15 protein-coding genes, 3 pseudogenes and 1 riboswitch are annotated in these 19,715 nt (G+C 69.9%); of the genes and pseudogenes, 5 read left to right on the top strand and 13 right to left on the bottom strand.

What is annotated here, in order from left to right; translation table 11 throughout:
- Positions 1-9 precede the first annotated feature (9 nt).
- Complete coding sequence (locus ACWDO5_RS17385) at positions 10-1,278, bottom strand: serine hydroxymethyltransferase (protein ID WP_450531146.1); 1,269 nt, start codon at positions 1,276-1,278, stop codon at positions 10-12.
- 167 nt (positions 1,279-1,445) lie between these two features.
- A riboswitch (ZMP/ZTP riboswitch) is annotated at positions 1,446-1,536 on the bottom strand.
- A 121-nt stretch (positions 1,537-1,657) separates the two neighbouring features.
- On the opposite strand from ACWDO5_RS17385, the gene rocD reads away from it, so the two are divergent.
- Positions 1,658-2,869, top strand: a complete 1,212-nt coding sequence (rocD, locus tag ACWDO5_RS17380) for an ornithine--oxo-acid transaminase (RefSeq protein WP_450531145.1) — start codon at positions 1,658-1,660, stop codon at positions 2,867-2,869.
- A gap of 16 nt (positions 2,870-2,885) precedes the next feature.
- Here the strand turns inward: rocD and ACWDO5_RS17375 are convergent.
- Both ACWDO5_RS17375 and ACWDO5_RS17370 read right to left on the bottom strand, forming a co-directional pair.
- A pseudogene (locus ACWDO5_RS17375) lies at positions 2,886-3,634 on the bottom strand (glutathionylspermidine synthase family protein); the annotation flags it as partial.
- Positions 3,635-3,648: 14 nt separating this feature from the next.
- Positions 3,649-3,929: pseudogene (locus tag ACWDO5_RS17370) on the bottom strand (hypothetical protein).
- A 145-nt stretch (positions 3,930-4,074) separates the two neighbouring features.
- Here ACWDO5_RS17370 and ACWDO5_RS17365 point away from each other — a divergent pair.
- The gene (locus ACWDO5_RS17365; RefSeq protein ID WP_450531175.1) at positions 4,075-4,923 is read left to right on the top strand and encodes a hypothetical protein; all 849 of its coding nucleotides are present in this window, start codon (positions 4,075-4,077) and stop codon (positions 4,921-4,923) included.
- A 200-nt stretch (positions 4,924-5,123) separates the two neighbouring features.
- Positions 5,124-5,282, top strand: a pseudogene (locus ACWDO5_RS17360) (isocitrate lyase/phosphoenolpyruvate mutase family protein); the annotation flags it as partial.
- Here ACWDO5_RS17360 and ACWDO5_RS17355 read toward each other — a convergent pair.
- Genes ACWDO5_RS17355 through ACWDO5_RS17335 form a run of 5 tightly spaced genes read right to left on the bottom strand, consistent with a single transcriptional unit; the run spans position 5,281 to position 12,413 of the window.
- The gene (locus ACWDO5_RS17355; RefSeq protein WP_450531143.1) at positions 5,281-6,234 is read right to left on the bottom strand and encodes an ABC transporter substrate-binding protein; all 954 of its coding nucleotides are present in this window, start codon (positions 6,232-6,234) and stop codon (positions 5,281-5,283) included. The pseudogene ACWDO5_RS17360 and the gene ACWDO5_RS17355 overlap by 2 nt on opposite strands.
- A 27-nt stretch (positions 6,235-6,261) precedes the next feature.
- The gene (locus ACWDO5_RS17350; RefSeq protein WP_450531142.1) at positions 6,262-8,223 is read right to left on the bottom strand and encodes an ABC transporter permease; all 1,962 of its coding nucleotides are present in this window, start codon (positions 8,221-8,223) and stop codon (positions 6,262-6,264) included.
- Positions 8,220-9,347, bottom strand: coding sequence for a quaternary amine ABC transporter ATP-binding protein (locus ACWDO5_RS17345; RefSeq protein WP_450531141.1), 1,128 nt, complete (start codon positions 9,345-9,347; stop codon positions 8,220-8,222). Before ACWDO5_RS17345 ends, ACWDO5_RS17350 begins: the two co-directional genes overlap by 4 nt.
- On the bottom strand, positions 9,344-10,903 hold the full coding sequence (locus ACWDO5_RS17340; protein WP_450531140.1) for a GMC family oxidoreductase: 1,560 nt from the start codon (positions 10,901-10,903) through the stop codon (positions 9,344-9,346). Before ACWDO5_RS17340 ends, ACWDO5_RS17345 begins: the two co-directional genes overlap by 4 nt.
- 16 nt (positions 10,904-10,919) lie before the next feature.
- On the bottom strand, positions 10,920-12,413 hold the full coding sequence (locus ACWDO5_RS17335; RefSeq protein ID WP_450531138.1) for an aldehyde dehydrogenase family protein: 1,494 nt from the start codon (positions 12,411-12,413) through the stop codon (positions 10,920-10,922).
- A 175-nt stretch (positions 12,414-12,588) separates the two neighbouring features.
- Here ACWDO5_RS17335 and ACWDO5_RS17330 point away from each other — a divergent pair, with 175 nt between their 5' ends.
- Positions 12,589-12,828, top strand: a complete 240-nt coding sequence (locus tag ACWDO5_RS17330) for a hypothetical protein (protein ID WP_450531136.1) — start codon at positions 12,589-12,591, stop codon at positions 12,826-12,828.
- A 98-nt stretch (positions 12,829-12,926) separates the two neighbouring features.
- Here the strand turns inward: ACWDO5_RS17330 and ACWDO5_RS17325 are convergent, their stop codons facing one another.
- The 5 genes from ACWDO5_RS17325 to ACWDO5_RS17305 form a co-directional block, all read right to left on the bottom strand.
- Entirely contained in the window at positions 12,927-13,916 is a 990-nt protein-coding gene (locus ACWDO5_RS17325; RefSeq protein WP_450531135.1) for a malate dehydrogenase, read from the bottom strand.
- Between the two features lie 210 nt (positions 13,917-14,126).
- Positions 14,127-15,164 carry a DUF2690 domain-containing protein gene (locus ACWDO5_RS17320; protein ID WP_450531134.1) on the bottom strand — a complete coding sequence of 346 codons (1,038 nt, stop codon included), beginning with the start codon at positions 15,162-15,164 and terminating at the stop codon, positions 14,127-14,129.
- Positions 15,165-15,543: 379 nt separating this feature from the next.
- Positions 15,544-16,764 (bottom strand): NADP-dependent isocitrate dehydrogenase, encoded by a 1,221-nt coding sequence (locus ACWDO5_RS17315; protein ID WP_450531133.1) that lies wholly within the window; start codon positions 16,762-16,764, stop codon positions 15,544-15,546.
- Positions 16,765-16,872: 108 nt separating this feature from the next.
- A complete protein-coding gene (locus tag ACWDO5_RS17310; RefSeq protein ID WP_450531131.1) occupies positions 16,873-17,880 on the bottom strand; it encodes a DUF3017 domain-containing protein in 1,008 nt (335 codons plus the stop codon).
- A gap of 18 nt (positions 17,881-17,898) precedes the next feature.
- Entirely contained in the window at positions 17,899-18,762 is an 864-nt protein-coding gene (locus tag ACWDO5_RS17305) for a bifunctional methylenetetrahydrofolate dehydrogenase/methenyltetrahydrofolate cyclohydrolase (RefSeq protein WP_450531129.1), read from the bottom strand.
- A gap of 276 nt (positions 18,763-19,038) precedes the next feature.
- On the opposite strand from ACWDO5_RS17305, the gene ACWDO5_RS17300 reads away from it, so the two are divergent.
- The gene (locus ACWDO5_RS17300) at positions 19,039-19,620 is read left to right on the top strand and encodes a hypothetical protein (protein ID WP_450531127.1); all 582 of its coding nucleotides are present in this window, start codon (positions 19,039-19,041) and stop codon (positions 19,618-19,620) included.
- The last annotated feature ends 95 nt before the right edge of the window (positions 19,621-19,715 follow it).

Here is a 19,715-nt window from a genome sequence, read left to right as displayed (position 1 = left end):
GTCACCGCACTAGGCGGTCAGTCCGGGCGCGGGGTACTCGGCCATCAGAGCCGCGACCTCGGCGCGAATCGCGGCCAGCGAGTCCTCGTCGCCCGCGCCGGCCGCGGTCACGCCCCGGTCGATCCAGTCGGCGACGGCGGCCATGTGCTCAGTACCGAGACCGCGGGAGGTGAGGGAGGGGGTGCCGATGCGGACGCCCGAGGGGTCGAAGGGCTTCCTCGGGTCGTAGGGGACGGTGTTGTAGTTGACGACGATCCCGGCCCGGTCGAGGGCCTTCGCCGCCACCTTGCCGGGCACGTCCTTGGGGGTGAGGTCCATCAGGATCAGGTGGTTGTCGGTGCCGCCGGAGACGAGGTCGAAGCCGCGGGCGAGGAGCTCGTCGGCGAGCGCCTTGGCGTTGGCGACGACCGACTGGGCGTAGCTGCGGAAGGAGGGCTGGGACGCCTCGTGCAGGGCGACCGCGATAGCGGCCGTGGTCTGGTTGTGCGGGCCGCCCTGGAGGCCGGGGAACACCGCCTTGTCGATTGCCTTGGCGTGTTCCTCTCGGGACATGAGCATCGCGCCGCGCGGCCCGCGCAGGGTCTTGTGGGTGGTCGTGGAGATCACGTCCGCGTGCGGCACCGGCGAGGGGTGCGCGCCGCCCGCGATCAGACCGGCGATGTGCGCGACATCGGCGACCAGGACGGCGCCGGACTCACGGGCGATCTCCGCGAACGCCGCGAAGTCGATGGTGCGGGGCAGCGCGGTGCCGCCGCAAAAAATGATCTTCGGCCGCTCCTTGAGGGCGAGTTCGCGCACCTCGTCGAAGTCGATGAGGCCGGTGTCCTGGCGTACGCCGTACTGGACGCCGCGGAACCACTTGCCGGTGGCGGAGACGCCCCAGCCGTGAGTGAGGTGGCCGCCCATCGGCAGGGCCATGCCCATCACGGTGTCGCCGGGCTCGGCGAAGGCGAGATAGACGGCGAGGTTGGCCGGGGAGCCGGAGTAAGGCTGGACATTGGCGTGCTCGACGCCGAAGAGGGCCTTGGCGCGGGCGATGGCGAGCCGCTCGACCTGGTCGATGTTCTGCTGGCCCTCGTAGTAGCGGCGGCCGGGGTAGCCCTCGCTGTACTTGTTCTGCAGCACGGTGCCGGAGGCTTCCAGAACGGCCCTGGAGACGTAGTTCTCGCTGGGAATCAGCCGGAGGGTGTCGGCCTGAAGCTGTTCCTCGGCGCCGATGAGGGCTGCCAGTTCGGGGTCGGCGGCGGAGAGTGCGGGGTGCTGCAGGGGAAGAGTCATGGTGTCCTCCGGGGCGATCCGTTGCTCTGTCGTGGTCCCGGGGTCGGCTCGGCATCCTCGCCGGAGACGGAGGGCGCGGGCCGCACCACGCGGGACGTGTCCCGGGGTGCAACTCGGGGGTCCTCCCGCCTGAGGCAGGGGGCGAGCGGCACCACACGGGACGGGTCCCGGGGTGCCCAGGCGGGCGGCACCTCGTGTGATCTTCCGCGCGCGGTTCCCTCGGGGTCACTTCCCCGTACGCCAGTCGCCGTGCGTAGTGTCCAGCCTAGCGGCCACACCCCACAGCAAGGTTTCTTCGTCCACCATGCGAGCGACGATAGAAACAGGGGCATCACCCCGCCCCGGCCGGATACCTTGTCTCTACTTGAACGGAGATCCCGTGTCTGCATCGGAGAGTGCCATTGCCTCCGCGGAGGCGCACAGCGCGCACACCTACCACCCGCTCCCCGTCGTCGTCGCCTCGGCCGACGGCGCGTGGATGACCGATGTCGAGGGGCGTCGCTACCTCGACATGCTCGCCGGGTACTCGGCGCTCAATTTCGGCCACGGAAACCGCCGGCTGATCGACGCCGCCAAGGCGCAGCTGGAGAGAGTCACCCTCACCTCCCGCGCCTTCCACCACGACCGGTTCGCCGACTTCTGTGCGCAGCTCGCCGAGTTGTGCGGCATGGAGATGGTGCTGCCGATGAACACCGGGGCGGAGGCGGTGGAGACCGCCGTGAAGACCGCCCGGAAGTGGGGTTACCGGGTCAAGGGCGTCCCGGACAACATGGCGAAGATCGTCGTCGCGGCCAACAACTTCCACGGCCGCACGACGACGGTGATCAGCTTCTCCACGGACCAGGAGGCACGGGCGGACTTCGGTCCGTACACCCCGGGATTCGAGATCGTTCCGTACGGGGACTTGACCGCGATGGACGCCGCGCTCACCGAGAACACCGTGGCCGTGCTGCTGGAGCCGATCCAGGGAGAGGCCGGGGTGCTGGTGCCGCCGGCCGGGTATCTCGCGGGCGTACGGCGGCTGACCCGCGAGCGGAACGTCCTCTTCATCGCGGACGAGATCCAGTCGGGCCTCGGAAGGACCGGCAAGACCTTCGCCTGCGAGCACGAGGGCGTCGTGCCGGACATGTATGTGCTGGGCAAGGCGCTGGGCGGCGGCGTCGTTCCGGTGTCGGCGGTCGTCTCCTCCAACGCGGTACTCGGCGTGTACCGTCCCGGTGAGCACGGCTCGACCTTCGGCGGCAATCCGCTCGCCTGCGCGGTCGCCCTGGAGGTCATCGCGATGCTGCGCAGCGGCGAGTTCCAGCAGCGCGCCACCGAGCTGGGTGAGCACCTCCACCACGAGCTTGGCCTGCTGACCGGCGCCGGCGGCGGCGCGGTCGAGGCGGTACGCGGCCGCGGGCTGTGGGCGGGGGTCGACATCGTGCCGAGCCACGGCACCGGCCGGGAGATCTCGGAGAAGCTGATGGACCGCGGGGTCCTGGTCAAGGACACCCACGGCTCCACGATCCGGATCGCACCGCCGCTGGTGATCAGCAAGGAGGACCTGGACTGGGGCCTGGACCAGCTGAGGGCCGTCCTGGGCGAGTAGATCCCGTCTGGGAGCAGAGGATGACGTGGGGCAGGAAGCGGGCGTGCTCGTCCGTGACCAGCCCCGCCGACTCCCTGATGCCGAGCCCCGCCGCCTCGCCCTCGACGACCCATGCGCCGAGCACCACGCGCTTGCCCTCGAAGTCGGGCAGCGGTGCCAATTCCTGGTAGCAGCACGGCTCTTCACGCAGTACGGCACCGGCGCCCGGCTCGTGGATCGTGACGTCCGCGCCCTCGCGGCCGAGCAGGGGCTTGGCAACATACCCCGCTCGGCGGCGAGTTCGCACGGGCCGTCGAGATGGGCGGGCAGCAGGTTCGGGTGGCCCGGGTTGAGCTCCCAGAGGATCGCCAGCAGCGCCTTGTTGGAGAGCAGCATCTTCCAGGCGGGCTCGACCCAGCAGGTGGTTCCGGTGCCGCCGCCGTTGTCCAGAGTGTCGAGGACGTGGGCCCCGAAGCGATCGGTGACCAGCCACTCCCACGGATAGAGCCTGAAGCAGCTGCGTATGAAGCGCAGCCGGTCGTCGACGAAGCGTCCGGACAGCCTGTCCCAGCCGATCTGTTCGACGGAGAGTGCCTCGGTGGTGAGCCCGGCCTGTTCGGCCGTCTCGCGCAGATACGCGACGGTCATCAGGTCCTCGTAGTACGCGCTCTCGTCCCAGTACGGACGCAGCGATTCGTCCGGGTAGCGGGTGAGCGGATAGACGAGGCCCTGCTCCTCAACGATCTTCTGCCAGCCGGGCCGTGGTTCGATGGTGTGACGCTTCATCAGGCAGGGCCCGCTCAGCTGCCGCCCGAGCCGGAGCCGCCGCGGTCGACCGTTGTCTTGTCGAAGCTGCCGTCCTCGACCTTGCCGCCGTTGACCTGGCCGCCGTAGCAGTAGTACGAACCACGGGCGGTGCCGCTGCGGCTGCTGTCGTCGCACTCGTAACTGGGCAGCTTCTCCCGGGTCACCGGGTCGACGCACCGCCTGTCCGGCTCCGAGCCGCAGGACGTGATCGTCGCCGCGAGCACCCCGTACCGCCGAGCACCACCGTGCTCGACCTCAGCCTGCGTCGCGCCATCAGCCGGTCGCCCCCGTTCGAATCAAGCCAGTGCCAGGCAACTGCCGAGCCAGTGAACCGCCGGACAGACTGGAGGGCCGCCTCGCCCGCCGGTAAACCCGGTCCGCCAACCCTCCTCATCTACAGTCGCTTTGTGCTCTTCGGGATGATCTGTGCGCTCGGTTCCGCGGTCTGCTACGGCACGGCCTCCGTCCTCCAGGCCATCGCCGCCCGCGCCGCAGAGCCGGGCACCGGCTCCGGCGTCGACCCGGCGCTGCTGCTGCGCGCGCTGCGTCAGTGGCGTTATGTGGCCGGACTCGCCCTGGACGGCCTCGGTTTCGCCCTCCAGATCGTCGCCCTGCGCTCCATTCCCATCTACGCGGTCGGCGCGGCGCTCGCCGCCAGCCTCGCGGTGACCGCCGTTGTCGCCGCGCGCCTGCTCCCTGTCCGCCTGAGCGGGACGGAGTGGGGCGCGGTCGCCGTGGTCTGCGCGGGGCTCGCGATGCTGGGTCTCGCCTCGGGCGCGGAGGGCGACCGTGCCGGATCCGCCGCCCTGCGCTGGGCCATGCTCGGCGTCGCGCTCGCCGTCCTCCTCGTCGGAGCGGCCGCGGGCCGCCTCCCCGACAAACCGCGCGCCCTGGTGCTGGGCCTCGGCGCGGGCTTCGGCTTCGGCGTGGTCGAGGTCGCGGTCCGGCTGATCGACTCGGTGGCGCTGCCCGATGTGCTGGCCAACCCTGCGCTGTACGCGCTGCTGCTCGGCGGCGGTGCGGCGTTCCTGCTGCTCACCTCCGCCCTGCAGCGCGGCTCGGTGACGACGGCCACGGCGGGCATGGTGCTCGGCGAGACGATCGGCCCGGCGCTGGTGGGCGTGGTGTGGCTGGGCGACCGGACCCGCGAGGGCCTGGCCTGGCTGGCCGTGGCGGGCTTCGCGGTGGCGGTGGCGGGGGCACTGGCACTGGCCCGGTTCGGTGAGCCGCCGGCGGCTTCGGAGGCACCCGAGGCTGCGGCCCCCTGAGCGGGGCTGTTCCCCTACCAGCCCTCCCCCAGAGCTTCGCCTGGGAGGTACCCCCATCCCGTAGCTGGGGCCCCGCCCCAGACCCCGCTCCTCGGCGGGAGGGGCTTGATTTTCGCCCGGGCCGGGAAACCGCCCCCTGGCAAGCCACCGCAGGCTCACGGCAGCGCCCGGCCCGGCGCGTCCAGCGCCCCCGCCCAACCTTCGCGGACGCCGGCTTCCCTGCTCTCGCGAGCCCGAGCGCCGGGGTCGCGGCTGCGCTCGGCTACGAGGACGGGCAGACACCCGCCGACGAGATGTTCGCGGCCGTCGCCCGTACCGCGCGTTCGGTGAGCGTCCCCGTCCGTCACGAGCCGCAGGCTACTTCTTGGGAAGCCAGGCCTTCCACGTCGCCTCGTTCGCCTTGACCCACTTCTCGGCAGCCGCCTCCGGCGACATCTTCTCGCCGGCGATCATCAGCGCGACCTCGTTCTGCTGCTCGGTCGTCCACTTGAAGTTCTTCAGGAACTCCGCCGCCTCGCCGCCGTTCTTCGCGAAGTCCGCGTTGAGGAACTTCTGCAGCGGCGTATTCGGGTACGCGCAGGCGACAGCCTTCGGGTCGGCGTCACAACCCGCCTTGTACTCCGGCAGCTTGACCTCGACCATGTCGACCTGGGCGTTCAGCCACTGCGGGGTCCACCAGTACGTCAGGAACGGCTTCTTCTCCTGCGCGTACTTCTTGATCGCGGTGATCTGCGCGGCCTCGGAGCCCGAGTAGTTGGTCTTGAAGTTGAGCTTCAGGTTCTTGATGATCGCGTCGTCGTTGGTGACGTAGTCCGGGGAGCCCTCCAGGATCTCGCCCTTGTCACCGCTCTCCGCGGTCTTGAACTCCTTGGCGTACTTGTTGAGGTTCTTGTAGTCCGTGACATCGGGGTGCGCGTCCGCGAAGTACTTCGGCACGAACCAGCCGATGTGCCCGGTCACGCCGAGGCCGCCGCCCTTGACGACGGTCTTCTTGGTCGTGACGTACTGCTTCTCCTCCTTGGGGTGACCCCAGTCCTCCATGATCGCGTCAATGTCGCCCTTGGAGAGCGCGTCCCAGGCGAGGACCTCGCCCATCTGCTGGGTCTTGACGGTGTAGCCCAGCTCCTTCTCCAGGATGTACGCGGCGACGGACGTGTTGGCCTGGGCGCCGACCCAGGAGGGGACGGTCAGCTTCACGGTCTTGGCGCCGCCGGCCTCGTTGGTCTTGCCGGTCTCGGCGGCGCCGCACGCGCTGAGGGTGAGAACGCCAAGGGCGCTGACGACAGCCGTGGTGGTACGGAGGGTGCGCATGGTGCTCCTGTGAATCGAAGGAAGGGTTCAGTCGGTCTTGCGGGTGGCGGGCTGGGTGATCCGGTCCAGTACGAGACCGAGGCAGACGATCGCGACTCCGGCCGTCATGCCGATGCCCATCTCGCCCCGGGAGAGGCCCTTCACGACGTCGTAGCCCAGCGCCCCGCCGCCGACCAGGCCGCCGACGACGACCACCGCGAGCACCAGCACGACGCCCTGGTTGACGGCGAGCTGCAGTGCCGGGCGGGCCAGCGGCAGCTGGACGTGGAGGAGTTGCTGGCGGGTCGACGCGCCCAGCGAGCGGGATGCCTCGAGCGCGGCCGGGTCGACCTCGCGCAGGCCCTGGGTGGTGATGCGCACGACAGCGGGCAGCGCGTACACGACGGCGGCGATGATCGCGGATGCCCGGGTCACGCCGAACAGCGCGACCACCGGGATGAGATACACGAACTGCGGCATCGTCTGCATGGCGTCCAGGACCGGCCGCAGCCAGCGCTCCAGACGCCCGGCCCGCGCAGACAGAATGCCCGCGAGGACGCCGAGCGCCAGCGTGAGCACGAGCGCCGCGAGCACCTGGGAGAGCGTGTCGAGGGACTTGCCCCAGACCCCGAGTACGCCGATCGCCGCCATCGAGAGCGTGGCGGTCAGAGCGGTCGCCCAGGTGCCGACCAGCCAGGCGAGGGCCGCGACGAGCAGCAGGAGCGACCACCAGGGGAGCCAGATCAGGGCGTCACGCAGGGGGTTGAGGATCCACAGCGTGAACTCGCGCGACCAGGTCTCGGTGAAGGTGAGGTTCTCGGTGATCCACTCCTGCGCCTTGTTGACGGGCGTGGAGATGTCATACGTCCAGCCCTCCGGCCATGCGCTGCCGACGGCCCGCCGGGCAAACGCCGCGGCCACGACGCAAGCGAACATCAGCGCCCAGGCGGAGCGGCCGTGCAGCAGCCCGCCGCCGGGTGAGCTCTCACCGATACGGTCGCCGGCCGCCGCGGTCGTACGGTCCAGCCAGACGGCGATCAGCACGATCGGGATGCCCGCGGCGAGTGCCTTGCCGACGTCGACGGTGGAGAGCGCCGAGTAGACCTCCTCACCGAGTCCGCCGGCTCCGACAAGGGCCGCGATGACGACCATCGAGAGCGCCATCATGATCGTCTGGTTGAGGCCGAGGAGCATCTGCTTGCGGGCGAGCGGCAGCCGGGCGGTCCGCAGTCGCTGCCATGCGCTCGCGCCGAGCGATGCGGACGCTTCGAGCACGGCGGGGTCGGCGCCGCGCAGCCCGAGTGCCGTCAGGCGGGCCATGGGCGGGGCGGCGTAGATGACCGTGCAGAACAGCGCGGCGGGCGTGCCGGTGCCGAAGACCAGCACGAACGGCAGCAGGTACGCGAACGCGGGCAGCACCTGCATGGTGTCGAGCACCGGCCGCAGCGCCCGGTCGACCCGGCGGGACAGCCCGGCCGCGAGCCCGATCAGCACGCCGAGCAGCGCCGCGACGGCGACTGCGACGACCATCAGCGCGATGGTCAGCAGCATGGCGTCCCACATCCCGAGCAGCCCGCACACGGCGAAGGCCCCGAGGGCGGTCGCCGCTACCTTCACCCCGCGCCGTCCGAGCCCGGCGGCCCGCCAGGCGAACAGCACACCGGCGGCGAGGACGCCCAGCCAGCCCATGGCGTCCAGGAACTGGTAGACGGCATCGACCGCGTCGGTGGCGGTGTTGGAGAGGTGGAGGAGGAAGTAGAGGAAGAGGGGGTGGGTGTCGCGGTTGTCGACGACCCACTGATTGGCGTCGTCGAGGGGCCCGGAGACGTCGACGGTCAGCTGGGCGGGCCAACTGCCGCTGCCCCACAGGACGATCCCGACAGGTATGAGCACGAGCGCGGCAACGCCGAGCAGCAGCAACTTGCGGTGGACACGGCGGCGCAGCAGGGCGCGCAGCACGGGTTCGGGTGCGGCCACTTCCTTGGCGGGGGCGGTGACGACGGCCGTCATGCGACGACTGCCTTGTCCATTGCCCCGTCCGTATCGGCGCCCCGGTCCACGCCGGCAACCACAGCCAGCAGCCCCGCGTGGTCGACCACCCCCACGCAGCGGCCGTCCTGCATCACGCGCGCGGGGCTGCCGCTGCGGGCCACCGCCTCGATCGCCTCGAAGACCGTCGCGCCGGGGGCGATCGCCGCGCCCGATTCCGCCTCGTCCGCGTCCGCCGCCGGGCGCATCGCCGTACGCACCGTCATCACCTGCTCGCGCGGGACATCGCGGACGAAGTCCCGTACGTAGTCGTCGGCGGGCGAGCCCACGATCTCCTCCGGCGTGCCCAGCTGCACGATCCGGCCGTCCCGCATCAGCGCGATACGGTCGCCCAGCTTCAGCGCCTCGCTCAGATCGTGCGTGATGAAGATCATCGTGCGGCCCTCTTCGCGGTGCAGCCGGATGACCTCCTCCTGCATATCGCGGCGGATCAGCGGGTCCAGCGCGCTGAACGGCTCGTCGAAGAGCATCACTTCGGGGTCGACGGCGAGCGCCCGCGCAAGGCCGACGCGCTGCTGCTGACCGCCGGACAACTGGCCGGGCCTGCGGTGCTCGAGGCCCTGAAGGCCGACCTTCGCGACGACGTCCGCCGCCCGGGAGCGGCGCGCGGCCTTGCCCAGGCCCTGGATCTCGAGTCCGTACGCGACGTTGTCGATCACCGAGCGGTGCGGCAGCAGGCCGAAGTGCTGGAAGACCATGGACGCACGGTGGCGACGCAGTTCGCGCAGTCGCGCCGTGTCCATGGACAGCACGTCCTCGCCGTCGATGGCGACCGCCCCGGACGTCGGCTCGATCAGGCGGGTCAGGCAGCGTACGAGCGTCGACTTGCCGGAGCCGGAGAGGCCCATGACGACGAAGACCTCGCCCTTGCGCACATCGAAGGACACATCGCGCACGGCTGCCGTGCAGCCGGTGCGCTCGCGCAGCTCGGCCGGGGTGAGCGCGCCCAGTTCGGCGTTGCCGGGGATGCGGTCGGCCTTCGGGCCGAAGACCTTCCACAGGTTTTGTACGGAGAAGACGGGCGGCGCGGCACCGTCGTCCACGGCCTTGTGGGCAGTATCCAGAGTTTCGGTCTTGGACTTCATCGGGCCAGGCACCTCTCTTCGTAAGCCGCGGACAGCAGCTCCGCGCACTTCTCGCCCACCATCAGGACCCCGATCATCGGGTTGACGGCGGGCATCGTCGGAAAGACGGACGCGTCGGCAATGCGGATGCTTTCGATGCCCCGGACTTTCAAGTCCGGTGACACTACGGCAAGTTGATCTGCCCAGGCACCCATTCGGCAGGTTCCGGCGGGGTGGTACACGGTGTGCGCGACCTTGCGCGCGTACTCGCCGATCGCCTCGTCCGAGGTGACCTCCGGTCCCGGGCAGACCTCCCTCTTCAGCCAGCCCGCCAGCGGCTGAGCCGTCGCGATCTCGCGGGCGAGCTTGATCCCGTCGACGAGCGTACGGCCGTCGTAGTCGTCCTCGTCCGTGAAGTAACGGAAGTCCAACGCAGGCTTTACATCCGGATCCGCGCTGGTCAGGTAGAGGCGGCCGCGGCTGCGCGGCTTGGGGATGTTGGGCGTCATCGACACCCCGTGCGCGGGCCGCTCATAGCCGAGGCGCTCCGGGTTGTCGGTGAACGGGATTTGGTAGAAGTGGAACATCAGATCGGGCCCTTGGGTGTCCGGATCGCGCCGTACGAACAGGCCCGCGTCGCTGTCCATCGCCGAGTTCTCGGGGATCGGCCCGTGCGTCTCCCAGACGATCACCGACTCGGGGTGGTCGAGGAGGTTCTCCCCGACGCCCGGCAGATCGTGTACGACAGGAATGCCGAGTTCTTCCAGGTCGGCGCGGGGCCCGATGCCGGAGTGCAGCAGCAGCCGTGGCGTGTCCACCGCGCCCGCGCAGACGAGGACTTCGCGCCGCGCCTGGACGAGCCGCTCCTCGCCGTCCTTCGTACGGACGCGTACGCCGGTCGCCCTGGGGTTCGGGCTGCCGGAGGTAAGGGGAGCCTCCAGTTCCAGTTTGTACGCCCACGTCTCCAGCGCTATATGGAGGTTCGGCCGGTCCAGGAAGGGGTGGAGATACGCGACCGAGGCGGAGGACCGCTTGTTGTTCTCCGGGTGGTACGCGAGGTCGAAGAAGCCGACGCCCTCGTGGAACGGCTTCTTGTTGAAGCCCTCGACGCGCGGGACGGCGAGCGCGGCCTGGGCGGCGTCGACGAAGTCGCGGGCGATGGCGTTACGGTCGGCCTCGTCGACCGGCACGATGTTGTTCCGCAGCCGGTCGAAGTACGGGTCCATCGCGGCCGCGTCCCAGCCCTCGGCCCCCGCGGCCGCCCACTCGTCCCAGTCGGACGGCAGCGGCCGGAAGGCGATGAGGGTGTTGTGGGACGAGCAGCCGCCGAGCACCCGGGCGCGGCTGTGCCGGATGTGGGAGTTGCCGCGGGGCTGCTCGGTGGTGGGGTAGTCGTAGTCGAGTTCGCCGCCGAGCAGCCCCATCCAGCGCCGCAGGGTCAGCACGTCGTCCCGGCCGACGTCGCTCGGCCCGCCTTCGATGACGGCGACGGTGACGTCCGGGTTCTCGGTGAGCCGGGAGGCAATGACCGATCCGGCGGTGCCGCCCCCGACGACGACATAGTCGTACGTAGTCATGTGTTTGGTCTCCTGATCAGCCTGCAAACCAGCGCACGGGACGGGGGGCGAGGTTCTGGTAGATGTGCTTGGCCTCTCGGTACTCGGCGAGCCCGGCGGGCCCCAGCTCGCGCCCGATGCCGCTCTTCCCGAATCCGCCCCACTCCGCCTGCGGGAGGTAGGGGTGGAAGTCGTTGATCCAGACGGTCCCGTGCCGCAGCTGCCCGGCGACGCGCCGCGCCCGTCCGGGATCGGCGGTCCATACGGCGCCGGCCAGCCCGTACTCGGTGTCGTTGGCGAGGGCGACGGCCTCGTCCTCCGTACGGAACGTCTCGACGGTCAGGACGGGTCCGAAGACCTCTTCGCGTACTACGCGCATCCCGCGGTGGCACTGGTCGAGGACGGTGGGCCGGTAGAAGTACCCCTCGTATCCCTCACCTTCGGGCCTGCGCCCGCCGGCCCGCAGCACCGCGCCCTCGGCCAGGGCCGAGGCGACGTATCCCTCGGTCTTCGCGAGCTGCTGCTGCGATACGAGGGGCCCGCACTCCACACCCGAGTCGGTGCCGCGGCCGAGGCGGATGTTCTCGGCCCGGCGGGCCAGTTCGCCGACGAAGCGCTCGCGCAGCGACTCTTCGATGATGAGCCGCGACCCGGCGGAGCAGACCTGCCCGCTGTGAATGAAGGCGGCGTTGAGAGCCTGATCCACAGCGGTATCAAAGCCCTCATCGCTTTCACACCCATCAGCGAAGACGACATTGGGATTCTTGCCGCCGAGTTCGAGGGCGACCTTCTTGACGCTGTCTGCGGCGGCGCGCATCACCTTCGTACCGCTGGCGAGCCCGCCGGTGAAGGAGACGAGGTCCACATCGGGATGCTCGGCGAGCCTGGCCCCTACAGGGTCGCCCGCGCCGGTCACGATGTTCGCCACACCGGCGGGCAGCCCCGCCTCCTCGAGGAGCTGGATCAGCTCGACGGTCGTCAGCGGAGTGATCTCACTCGGTTTGATCACAAAAGTATTGCCCGCGGCCAGTGCCGGGGCAATCTTCCAACTCGCTTGCAGGAGTGGGTAGTTCCATGGCGTGATCAGGGCGCAGACTCCGACGGGTTCATGCACCACCACGCTGTGTATGTCGTCGGACCCGGCGTCGACAACCCGTCCGCCGCTCTCGTTCATGACGAGGTCGGCGAAGTAACGGAAGGCGTCACTCACGCAGTCGACGTCGACGCGGCCTTCCTCGACTGTCTTCCCGGCATCCCGGCTCTCCAGCAGCCCGAGCGCTTCCCGGTTGCGCTGCAGCAGGTCCGCAACCCGCCGCAGCAGAGCCGCCCGCTCGGCCACCGGCGTGCGGGGCCACTCCCCCTGATCGAATGCCGCCCGCGCGGCGGCGATCGCGGCGTCGGTGTCCTCGACCCCGCCCTCCGCCACGACGGCCATGACGGTCGCGTCAGCGGGGTCGAGTATCTCGCGCGCGGCGCCGGAGGCGGCTGCGCGCCACTCTCCGCCCACGTGGATGGTCTGTTGTGCCGACACGTCGCGTTTGACCTTCCGTTCCCGTTATGTTCCTCGCTGGTGATAGCCAGCGGACGGATCGCATGCCCAAGGGTTCGGAAAGCATGCGCGTTACCTGTCTCAAAGTGGCCCGCATCACTGCGCGGCGGTGGGGCAGACATACTCCGGTCTTATGAGATGCGATGCGGAGCGCTCAATGATCCCGGACGACCCTCAGGTCCCGCGGGCCGAACCCGACGCCATCACCTTGCCGCGCGTTCTGCTGACCGGCGCGGGCCTGCTGGGCGGCTCGGCACGGCGCGTGGTGGCCGGCTACTTCGGACACCACGACCTGCCGCAGCGCCAGGACACCGGCCGGATCAGCGCCGGGCTCCCCAACGGCGGCACGGTCGACGTCCAGACGCATGCGGCTCATCCTGCATCATCGAACGTCTGACCGTCTCCAGCTCCTCGCGATGGCCACCGGCACAAAACGCCCCCGGCGGCCAGTCGGCTGCCGGGGGCGGTGCTGCGTGCGTACGTGAGGCGTACGGATCAGATGAGGCCGAGCTCGCGAACCGCCGCGCGCTCCTCCTCCAGCTCCTTCACCGACGCGTCGATCCGCGCACGCGAGAAGTCGTTGATGTCCAGGCCCTGGACGATCTCGTACTTGCCGTCCTTCGTGGTGACCGGGAAGGACGAGATCAGGCCCTCCGGCACGCCGTACGAGCCGTCCGACGGAATGCCCATGGAGGTCCAGTTGCCCTCGGCGGTGCCGTTCACCCAGGTGTAGACGTGGTCGAGCGCGGCATTCGCGGCCGACGCTGCCGAGGACGCGCCGCGGGCCTCGATGATCGCGGCGCCGCGCTTGGCGACGGTCGGGATGAAGGTGTCGGCCAGCCACGCCTCGTCATTGACGACCTCGGCGGCGTTCTTGCCGGCGATCTCCGCGTGGAAGATGTCCGGGTACTGGGTCGCCGAGTGGTTGCCCCAGATGGTGAGGCGCTTGATGTCGGTGACGGCGACGCCGGTCTTCCGGGCGAGCTGCGAGATCGCGCGGTTGTGGTCGAGGCGGGTCATCGCGGTGAAGCGCTCCGCCGGTACGTCCGGCGCGGCTGCCTGTGCGATCAGGGCGTTGGTGTTGGCCGGGTTTCCGACGACGAGGACCTTGATGTCGTCCGCGGCGTTGTCGTTGATGGCCTTGCCCTGCGGCTTGAAGATGCCACCGTTGGCGGAGAGGAGGTCACCGCGCTCCATACCCTTGGTCCGCGGACGGGCGCCTACGAGCAGGGCTACGTTCGCGCCGTCGAAGGCGACGTTCGGGTCGTCGGTGATGTCGATGCCGCGCAGCAGCGGGAAGGCACAGTCGTCGAGCTCCATCGCGGTGCCCTCGGCGGCCTTGAGGCCCTGCGGGATTTCGAGAAGGCGCAGCTTGACCGGCACATCCGCGCCGAGCAGGTGGCCGGAGGCGATGCGGAAGAGCAGCGCGTAGCCGATCTGGCCGGCCGCGCCGGTCACGGTGACGTTGACGGGAGTGCGGGTCATGGCGATCTCCGTAAGACAGCTGGCGGTAGGGGTCCGTGCCCCTGGTGCTGGACAGCTCTTCGCGCCGGTTCCGTACGTTTTTGAACGTACGCTCCGAACGTTCTGAACGGACGGTCTGAACGGACATTCGAAATCTTGACGTGAAGAGACATCCAGCGTCAGGCTATCCGACCCGCGATCGCGTACTCCCCCGCCCCCTTGTGGCGCGGCTCACTGCCCCCCGGTGCAGCCAGTGACCCCCGTCTTGAGCGTCGCGCAGGCCTTGGCCTCGGCCGGCGCGGCCACCACGGTCATCGGGGTGTACGCGTCGTTGTCCGCGTTCACCAGCCCCTTCTGCGCTCCCTTGCCGGCCACGCTGACTTGCACCGTGTCGCCGGGGGCCGCCTGGGTGATACGGGCCCAGGCCGCCTGGCAGGTCTTGCTGTAGCGGACCTCGACGAAGGTCCTGCCAACTGTCGCGGAGGAGACGGTCTTGGCCAACTCGCCGCCGCAGCCCGTCGCTTCCGGGTCCTGGCCCGTGCAGTCCTTGCCGCCGCACTTCACACCCGCGGGCAGTTGCGGACTGCTGGTGGTCGGGGTTGCCGGCGGAGGCTTGGCGACGGGCTTGCCGTCGGTACCGTCCCCGCCGAGGTCGGTCAGGAGCACAGCGGCAGCGATCACCAGCAGCGCTCCGACGACACCGGCGAGGAACATGACGACCTTGCGCTTGCCGCCTCCCTGGTGGTCGGGGGTGGGTACGGCGCCCAGCGGCGCGGTCGCTGGCGCGGGGTGGCCGGGACCGCTCTGCGTGGGCACGTAGGGAGACGGACGCTGCGGCTGCTCCCGGCCGCTCGGTTCCGCGGGCGCAGACGCGGGCTCGGACGTCCGGCCGTCCGAGCGGCCTGCCGGGACGACCGCCTGCGCCGGGCCGAACTCCCCGAGCGCCGCCCGCGCCTGGGAGATCCGTATCGCTTCCATCGTCATGTCGTGGCGCATCTCGGAACGGCTCCAGGCGCGCTCCGCGAGCTCCCACATGGTGATCAGATGGCCTGTGTTCGTCCCGGTCACCTCAGCCAGCGCGACGATCGCGCCCTTGGGCGCGAGCAGCCGCCCGTTCAGATACCGCTCCCACGACGTCTTGCTGTATCCGGTGCGGTCCGCGACGGCGGCGATGCTCAGCCGGCTGCGGTCGACAAGCCGGCGCAGCTGACTGGCGAACTCCCGGACCTGCGGGTCGAGCTCCTCCGGCAGTGCCTTCCAACGAGGCATGTGCTTCCCCCCTTGTCCCCTTTTCCCCCGAACGGACTACCCAATGGGATGCGCAGGCCCAGGATGTCAGTTCCTGTTATCGGCGTGCACGGGAGCATTCACGATGGACTGCACGCCCCGTCGTGCGCCCCGCCCATAGCGCAACCGCCCCGCCCGTAGCGCAACGACCACACCATGGCGGAATGGTCACTTCCATGCCACAGGCCTCTGCCGTCCCTTGTCCGCGCTTGGCGCGTGCATGACTCTTGAAACACGACGGCGCCCGTCCTCCCTCGGGGGAGAGGACGGGCGCCGTACTTTTGCACCGGACCCGGCGCCGCTTCATGGGCGGGAGCACCTCGATCAGCGGAAGCGCCTCGAGCAGGCGGGAGTGCCTCGATCAGCCGGACGCCATCTTTTTCTGCAGGTTGGCGTCGAGCACGTCCAGGAACTGCTCCGTGGTCAGCCACGGCGCGTCCTTGGAGATCAGCAGCGCCAGGTCCTTCGTCATCCGGCCGGCCTCGACGGTCTCGATGCAGACCTGCTCCAGGGTCTCCGCGAACCTGGTGACCTCGGGGGTGTTGTCCAGCTTTCCGCGGTGGGCGAGACCACGGGTCCAGGCGAAGATCGACGCGATCGGATTGGTCGAGGTCGCCTTGCCCTGCTGGTGCCGGCGGTAGTGGCGGGTGACCGTGCCGTGCGCGGCCTCGGCCTCGACGGTCTTGCCGTCGGGGGACATCAGGACCGAGGTCATCAGGCCCAGTGAGCCGAAGCCCTGCGCGACGACGTCGGACTGGACGTCGCCGTCGTAGTTTTTGCACGCCCAGACGTAGCCACCCTCCCACTTGAGCGCCGCGGCGACCATGTCGTCGATCAGGCGGTGCTCGTAGGTCAGGCCCTTGGCGTCGAACTCGGCCCTGAACTCGGCGTCGAAGATCTCCTGGAAGATGTCCTTGAAGCGACCGTCGTACTTCTTGAGGATCGTGTTCTTCGTGGACATGTAGACCGGGTACTCACGGGCCAGGCCGTACCGGAACGAGGCTCGCGCAAAGTCGCGGATCGAATCGTCGTGGTTGTACATGGCGAGCGCGACACCGGCGCCCGGGAACTCGTGGACCTCGAGCTCGATCGGCTCGGAGCCGTCCTTCGGGGTGAAGGTCATGGTGAGCGTGCCCGGGCCGGGGACCTTCAGGTCGGTGGCGCGGTACTGGTCGCCGAAGGCGTGACGGCCGACGACGATCGGCTTGGTCCAGCCCGGGACGAGCCGCGGCACGTTCTCCATGATGATCGGCTCGCGGAAGATCACGCCGCCGAGGATGTTGCGGATGGTGCCGTTCGGCGAGCGGTACATCGCTTTGAGGTTGAACTCGTCGACCCGCGCCTCGTCGGGCGTGATCGTGGCGCACTTGACGCCGACGCCGTACTTCTTGATGGCGTTGGCGGCGTCGACGGTCACCTGGTCGCCGGTGGCGTCGCGGTTCTCGATACCCAGGTCGAAGTACTTCAGCTCGACATCGACGTACGGCAGGATCAGCTTGTCCTTGATGAAGGACCAGATGATGCGGGTCATCTCGTCGCCGTCGAGCTCGACGACGGGGTTGGCAACCTTGATCTTGGCCATGAGGTGGAACATCCCTCTCACGCTGCGGCTGGGTCGGCGATGTCAGCGACGTCAGTGATGTTGCGGTCTCTCGTCGTCAAGATACTCGACGGGGTGGGCCAGAGCGGGCTAACGCACGGTGAAGTGAACGGCGTCCTCCAGGAACGGAACGTCCAGCCACGGCTTCGGCTGCGTCACCAGCGCGAGCAGGACGATCACGGTGCCGAGCACTCCGTACGTGACCATGTCGGTGAAACGGGAGCGCACCGCGAGCATGCCCACGGAGGGCAGCATCCGGCGCAGCACGGCTCCGGTGAGCAGGGCGACGCCGATGAGGATGGTGCCGACGCGGAAGGCGTCGGCGAAGGCGTGGGTGCCGACGATCACGAGGCCGAGCCCGGTGAGCGCCAGCACCGTGAGCAGCGGCCACTGCCGCGCGGGCGCGGGAGCCCCAACAGGAGCGGCCCGCCCGCCGCCTTCGGGCCGGGCGGTGTCCCGGGTGAGGGATGGCGGCCGCCGGGAGGAGGCCTTGCCGGGTGCGGCGGGTTGCTCGGTCCGATGGTCCGGGGAGGCGTCGGGGGTGTGCCCCGCATCCGCGGCACGCGCCTCGGCGCCGCCCCCGTCGCCGGCGTCCGGGCGGACGGGCCGTGGGTGCACGGCCTCGGCGAGCGCGGCGGCGACGGCGGCTCCGACGTCGGGGGCGGTGCGCTTGTGGTGGGGGCGGGTCCGGCCCTCGGCGTGGGGGGCCAGTGCCGGTTCCGTGGCGTCCCGGCCGTCGGCGGCGGTGGTTGCCGCCGGTTCGGTGGCGGCCCGGCCATCGGCGTTCCCGGCGGTGTGGCCGTCAGCCCCCGGCTGGGGCGCCGTCATGCGGTCGGCGGCGCGGAAGGGCCGGTCCTCCGCCCCCGGCTCGGGGGCGGCAGCCGGTTCGCCGGCATCCTGGCCGGCATCCTGTTCGTCAGCGTTACGGCCTGTGCGGCCGTGAACCCTCCGCTCGGGGGCCGCGCCCGCGTTCACCTCGGCCTCCGCTGCCGATGCGGTGGCCCCTGCGCTGCCGGCGGCGGGGACCGCGCCCTCCGTGAGCGGCGCAGCCGCACCGCGGTCGTCCGCCCCGGCTTCGTCGTTCGTGCGTGCGCCCATGGGCTCAGCCTTCCCCGGTCAGCCCGCGGCAGCGACGGCGCGTTCGGCCGCCTCGACGACGTTGACCAGCAGCTGCGCGCGGGTCATCGGGCCGACGCCGCCCGGGTTCGGTGAGATCCAGCCGGCCACCTCGGCGACGCCCGGGTGCACGTCTCCGGCGATCTTGCCGTTCTCGTCGCGGCTGACGCCGACGTCGAGTACGGCCGCGCCCGGCTTGACGTCCTCCGGCTTGATGATGTGCCGTACCCCGGCCGCCGACACGATGATGTCGGCCTGCCGCAGGTGCATGCCCAGATCGCGGGTGCCGGTGTGGCACTGCGTCACGGTCGCGTTCTCGGACTTACGGGTCAGCAGCAGCGGGATCGAACGGCCGACGGTGATGCCGCGCCCCACGACCACGATGTGCGCGCCCTTGATCTCGACGCCGTGGTGACGGAGCAGCTGGATGATCCCGTACGGAGTGCACGGCAGCGGCGCCTCCACGCCCAGCACCAGCCTGCCCAGGCTCATCGGGTGCAGCCCGTCCGCGTCCTTGGCCGGGTCCATCAGCTCCAGCACACGGTTGGCGTCGATGCCCTTGGGGAGCGGGAGTTGGACGATATAGCCCGTGCACTCGGGGTTGTCGTTGAGCTCGCGGACGACCGCCTCGATCTCCTCCTGTGTGGCGGTGTCCGGCAGTTCGCGCTGGATCGACGCGATGCCGACCTCCGCGCAGTCGCGGTGCTTGCCATTTACGTACCAGCGGCTGCCCGGGTCGTCCCCGACGAGCAGGGTTCCGAGGCCCGGGGTGATACCCCGTTCCTTGAGGGTCGCCACGCGGGCGGTCAGATCGGACTTGATCGCAGCTGCGGTGGCCTTGCCATCGAGAATCTGGGCAGTCATGGCCCCATCCTCGCGGATGGACCCGCCCCGGTTCCAATTCGGGCCGCCACGGGGCCGCCACCGGACCGCCTTCGAGCCGCCTCCAGGCCTCCCACAAGGGCAATGTGAGGTTGCACTTGCACAACACATGCGGTCCCCGACTGGACAAAATGTCGACCTTAAGACGACGATAAACGGCGCAGTACCGCGGCAGTGTTGGGGGGCAAACCGCTGATCTCGTGACGTTCCTCCGCGCGGACCGCGTCGTCCCCGCACTTTCAACGGAGGAAACCCGTCATGAGCTTCGGCGACCCGAACAATCCTTACGGCCAGCCGCAGGGCCAGCCGCAGCAGCCGGGCTACGGCTACCCCCAGCAGGGCCAGCCGCAGCAGCCCGGTTACGGCTACCCCCAGGCCCCGCCGGTCCAGCCGTACGGCGCCGGCGGCTTCCCGGTCGGATCGACCGAGATGCCCGGTATCACCAAGGCTGCCCGCATCTTCCTGTACGTGATCGTCGTCTGCCAGGTCGTGGTCGCTGGTATCTACGGCTACACCATGTCGCAGCTCGACAAGGCCACCGCCGACGCCGGTGTGAGCGGGACCGACGCTGAGACGTTCGCCAACTTCGGCAAGGGCGTCATCGGCTTCTTGCTGGTGCTCTCCCTGGTGTTCGCCGCGCTCGGTTTGGTGCTGGCGCTGAAGTACGCCAGCGGCGCCAACGGCGTCCGCGTCTGCTCCATCGTCTACGGCGCCTTCGCCATCATCAGCGGCATCTTCACCATCCCGGTCGGCATCATCACCTTCATCGTGGCGATCCTGCTGGTGGTGTTCGCGTCCAAGAGCGCGACCGCCGAGTGGTTCCGCCGCCCGCGCGACTGAGGCGCTCGCGCCGAACGCAGCACCCTGCACTCTGCATTGCACGAAGTGGACGGGCTGTTCGTCCTGGACTCGCCGGAGGGCGGGCCGACGACGGT

The organism is Streptomyces sp. NPDC000880 (assembly GCF_053599675.1).
This window is presented reverse-complemented; position numbering and strand designations above follow the sequence as displayed.

What these genes read in the sequence shown, in the direction of transcription:
- ACWDO5_RS17330 (WP_450531136.1), top strand. Translation starts at nt 12,589, where the DNA reads ATGATCCCGGACGACCCTCAGGTCCCGCGGGCCGAACCCGACGCCATC.
- ACWDO5_RS17315 (WP_450531133.1), bottom strand. Translation starts at nt 16,764, where the DNA reads ATGGCCAAGATCAAGGTTGCCAACCCCGTCGTCGAGCTCGACGGCGAC.
- ACWDO5_RS17385 (WP_450531146.1), bottom strand. Translation starts at nt 1,278, where the DNA reads ATGACTCTTCCCCTGCAGCACCCCGCACTCTCCGCCGCCGACCCCGAA.
- ACWDO5_RS17300 (WP_450531127.1), top strand. Translation starts at nt 19,039, where the DNA reads ATGAGCTTCGGCGACCCGAACAATCCTTACGGCCAGCCGCAGGGCCAG.
- ACWDO5_RS17310 (WP_450531131.1), bottom strand. Translation starts at nt 17,880, where the DNA reads ATGGGCGCACGCACGAACGACGAAGCCGGGGCGGACGACCGCGGTGCG.
- ACWDO5_RS17325 (WP_450531135.1), bottom strand. Translation starts at nt 13,916, where the DNA reads ATGACCCGCACTCCCGTCAACGTCACCGTGACCGGCGCGGCCGGCCAG.
- ACWDO5_RS17355 (WP_450531143.1), bottom strand. Translation starts at nt 6,234, where the DNA reads ATGCGCACCCTCCGTACCACCACGGCTGTCGTCAGCGCCCTTGGCGTT.
- ACWDO5_RS17305 (WP_450531129.1), bottom strand. Translation starts at nt 18,762, where the DNA reads ATGACTGCCCAGATTCTCGATGGCAAGGCCACCGCAGCTGCGATCAAG.
- ACWDO5_RS17320 (WP_450531134.1), bottom strand. Translation starts at nt 15,164, where the DNA reads ATGCCTCGTTGGAAGGCACTGCCGGAGGAGCTCGACCCGCAGGTCCGG.
- ACWDO5_RS17350 (WP_450531142.1), bottom strand. Translation starts at nt 8,223, where the DNA reads ATGACGGCCGTCGTCACCGCCCCCGCCAAGGAAGTGGCCGCACCCGAA.
- ACWDO5_RS17345 (WP_450531141.1), bottom strand. Translation starts at nt 9,347, where the DNA reads ATGAAGTCCAAGACCGAAACTCTGGATACTGCCCACAAGGCCGTGGAC.
- ACWDO5_RS17365 (WP_450531175.1), top strand. Translation starts at nt 4,075, where the DNA reads ATGATCTGTGCGCTCGGTTCCGCGGTCTGCTACGGCACGGCCTCCGTC.
- ACWDO5_RS17340 (WP_450531140.1), bottom strand. Translation starts at nt 10,903, where the DNA reads ATGACTACGTACGACTATGTCGTCGTCGGGGGCGGCACCGCCGGATCG.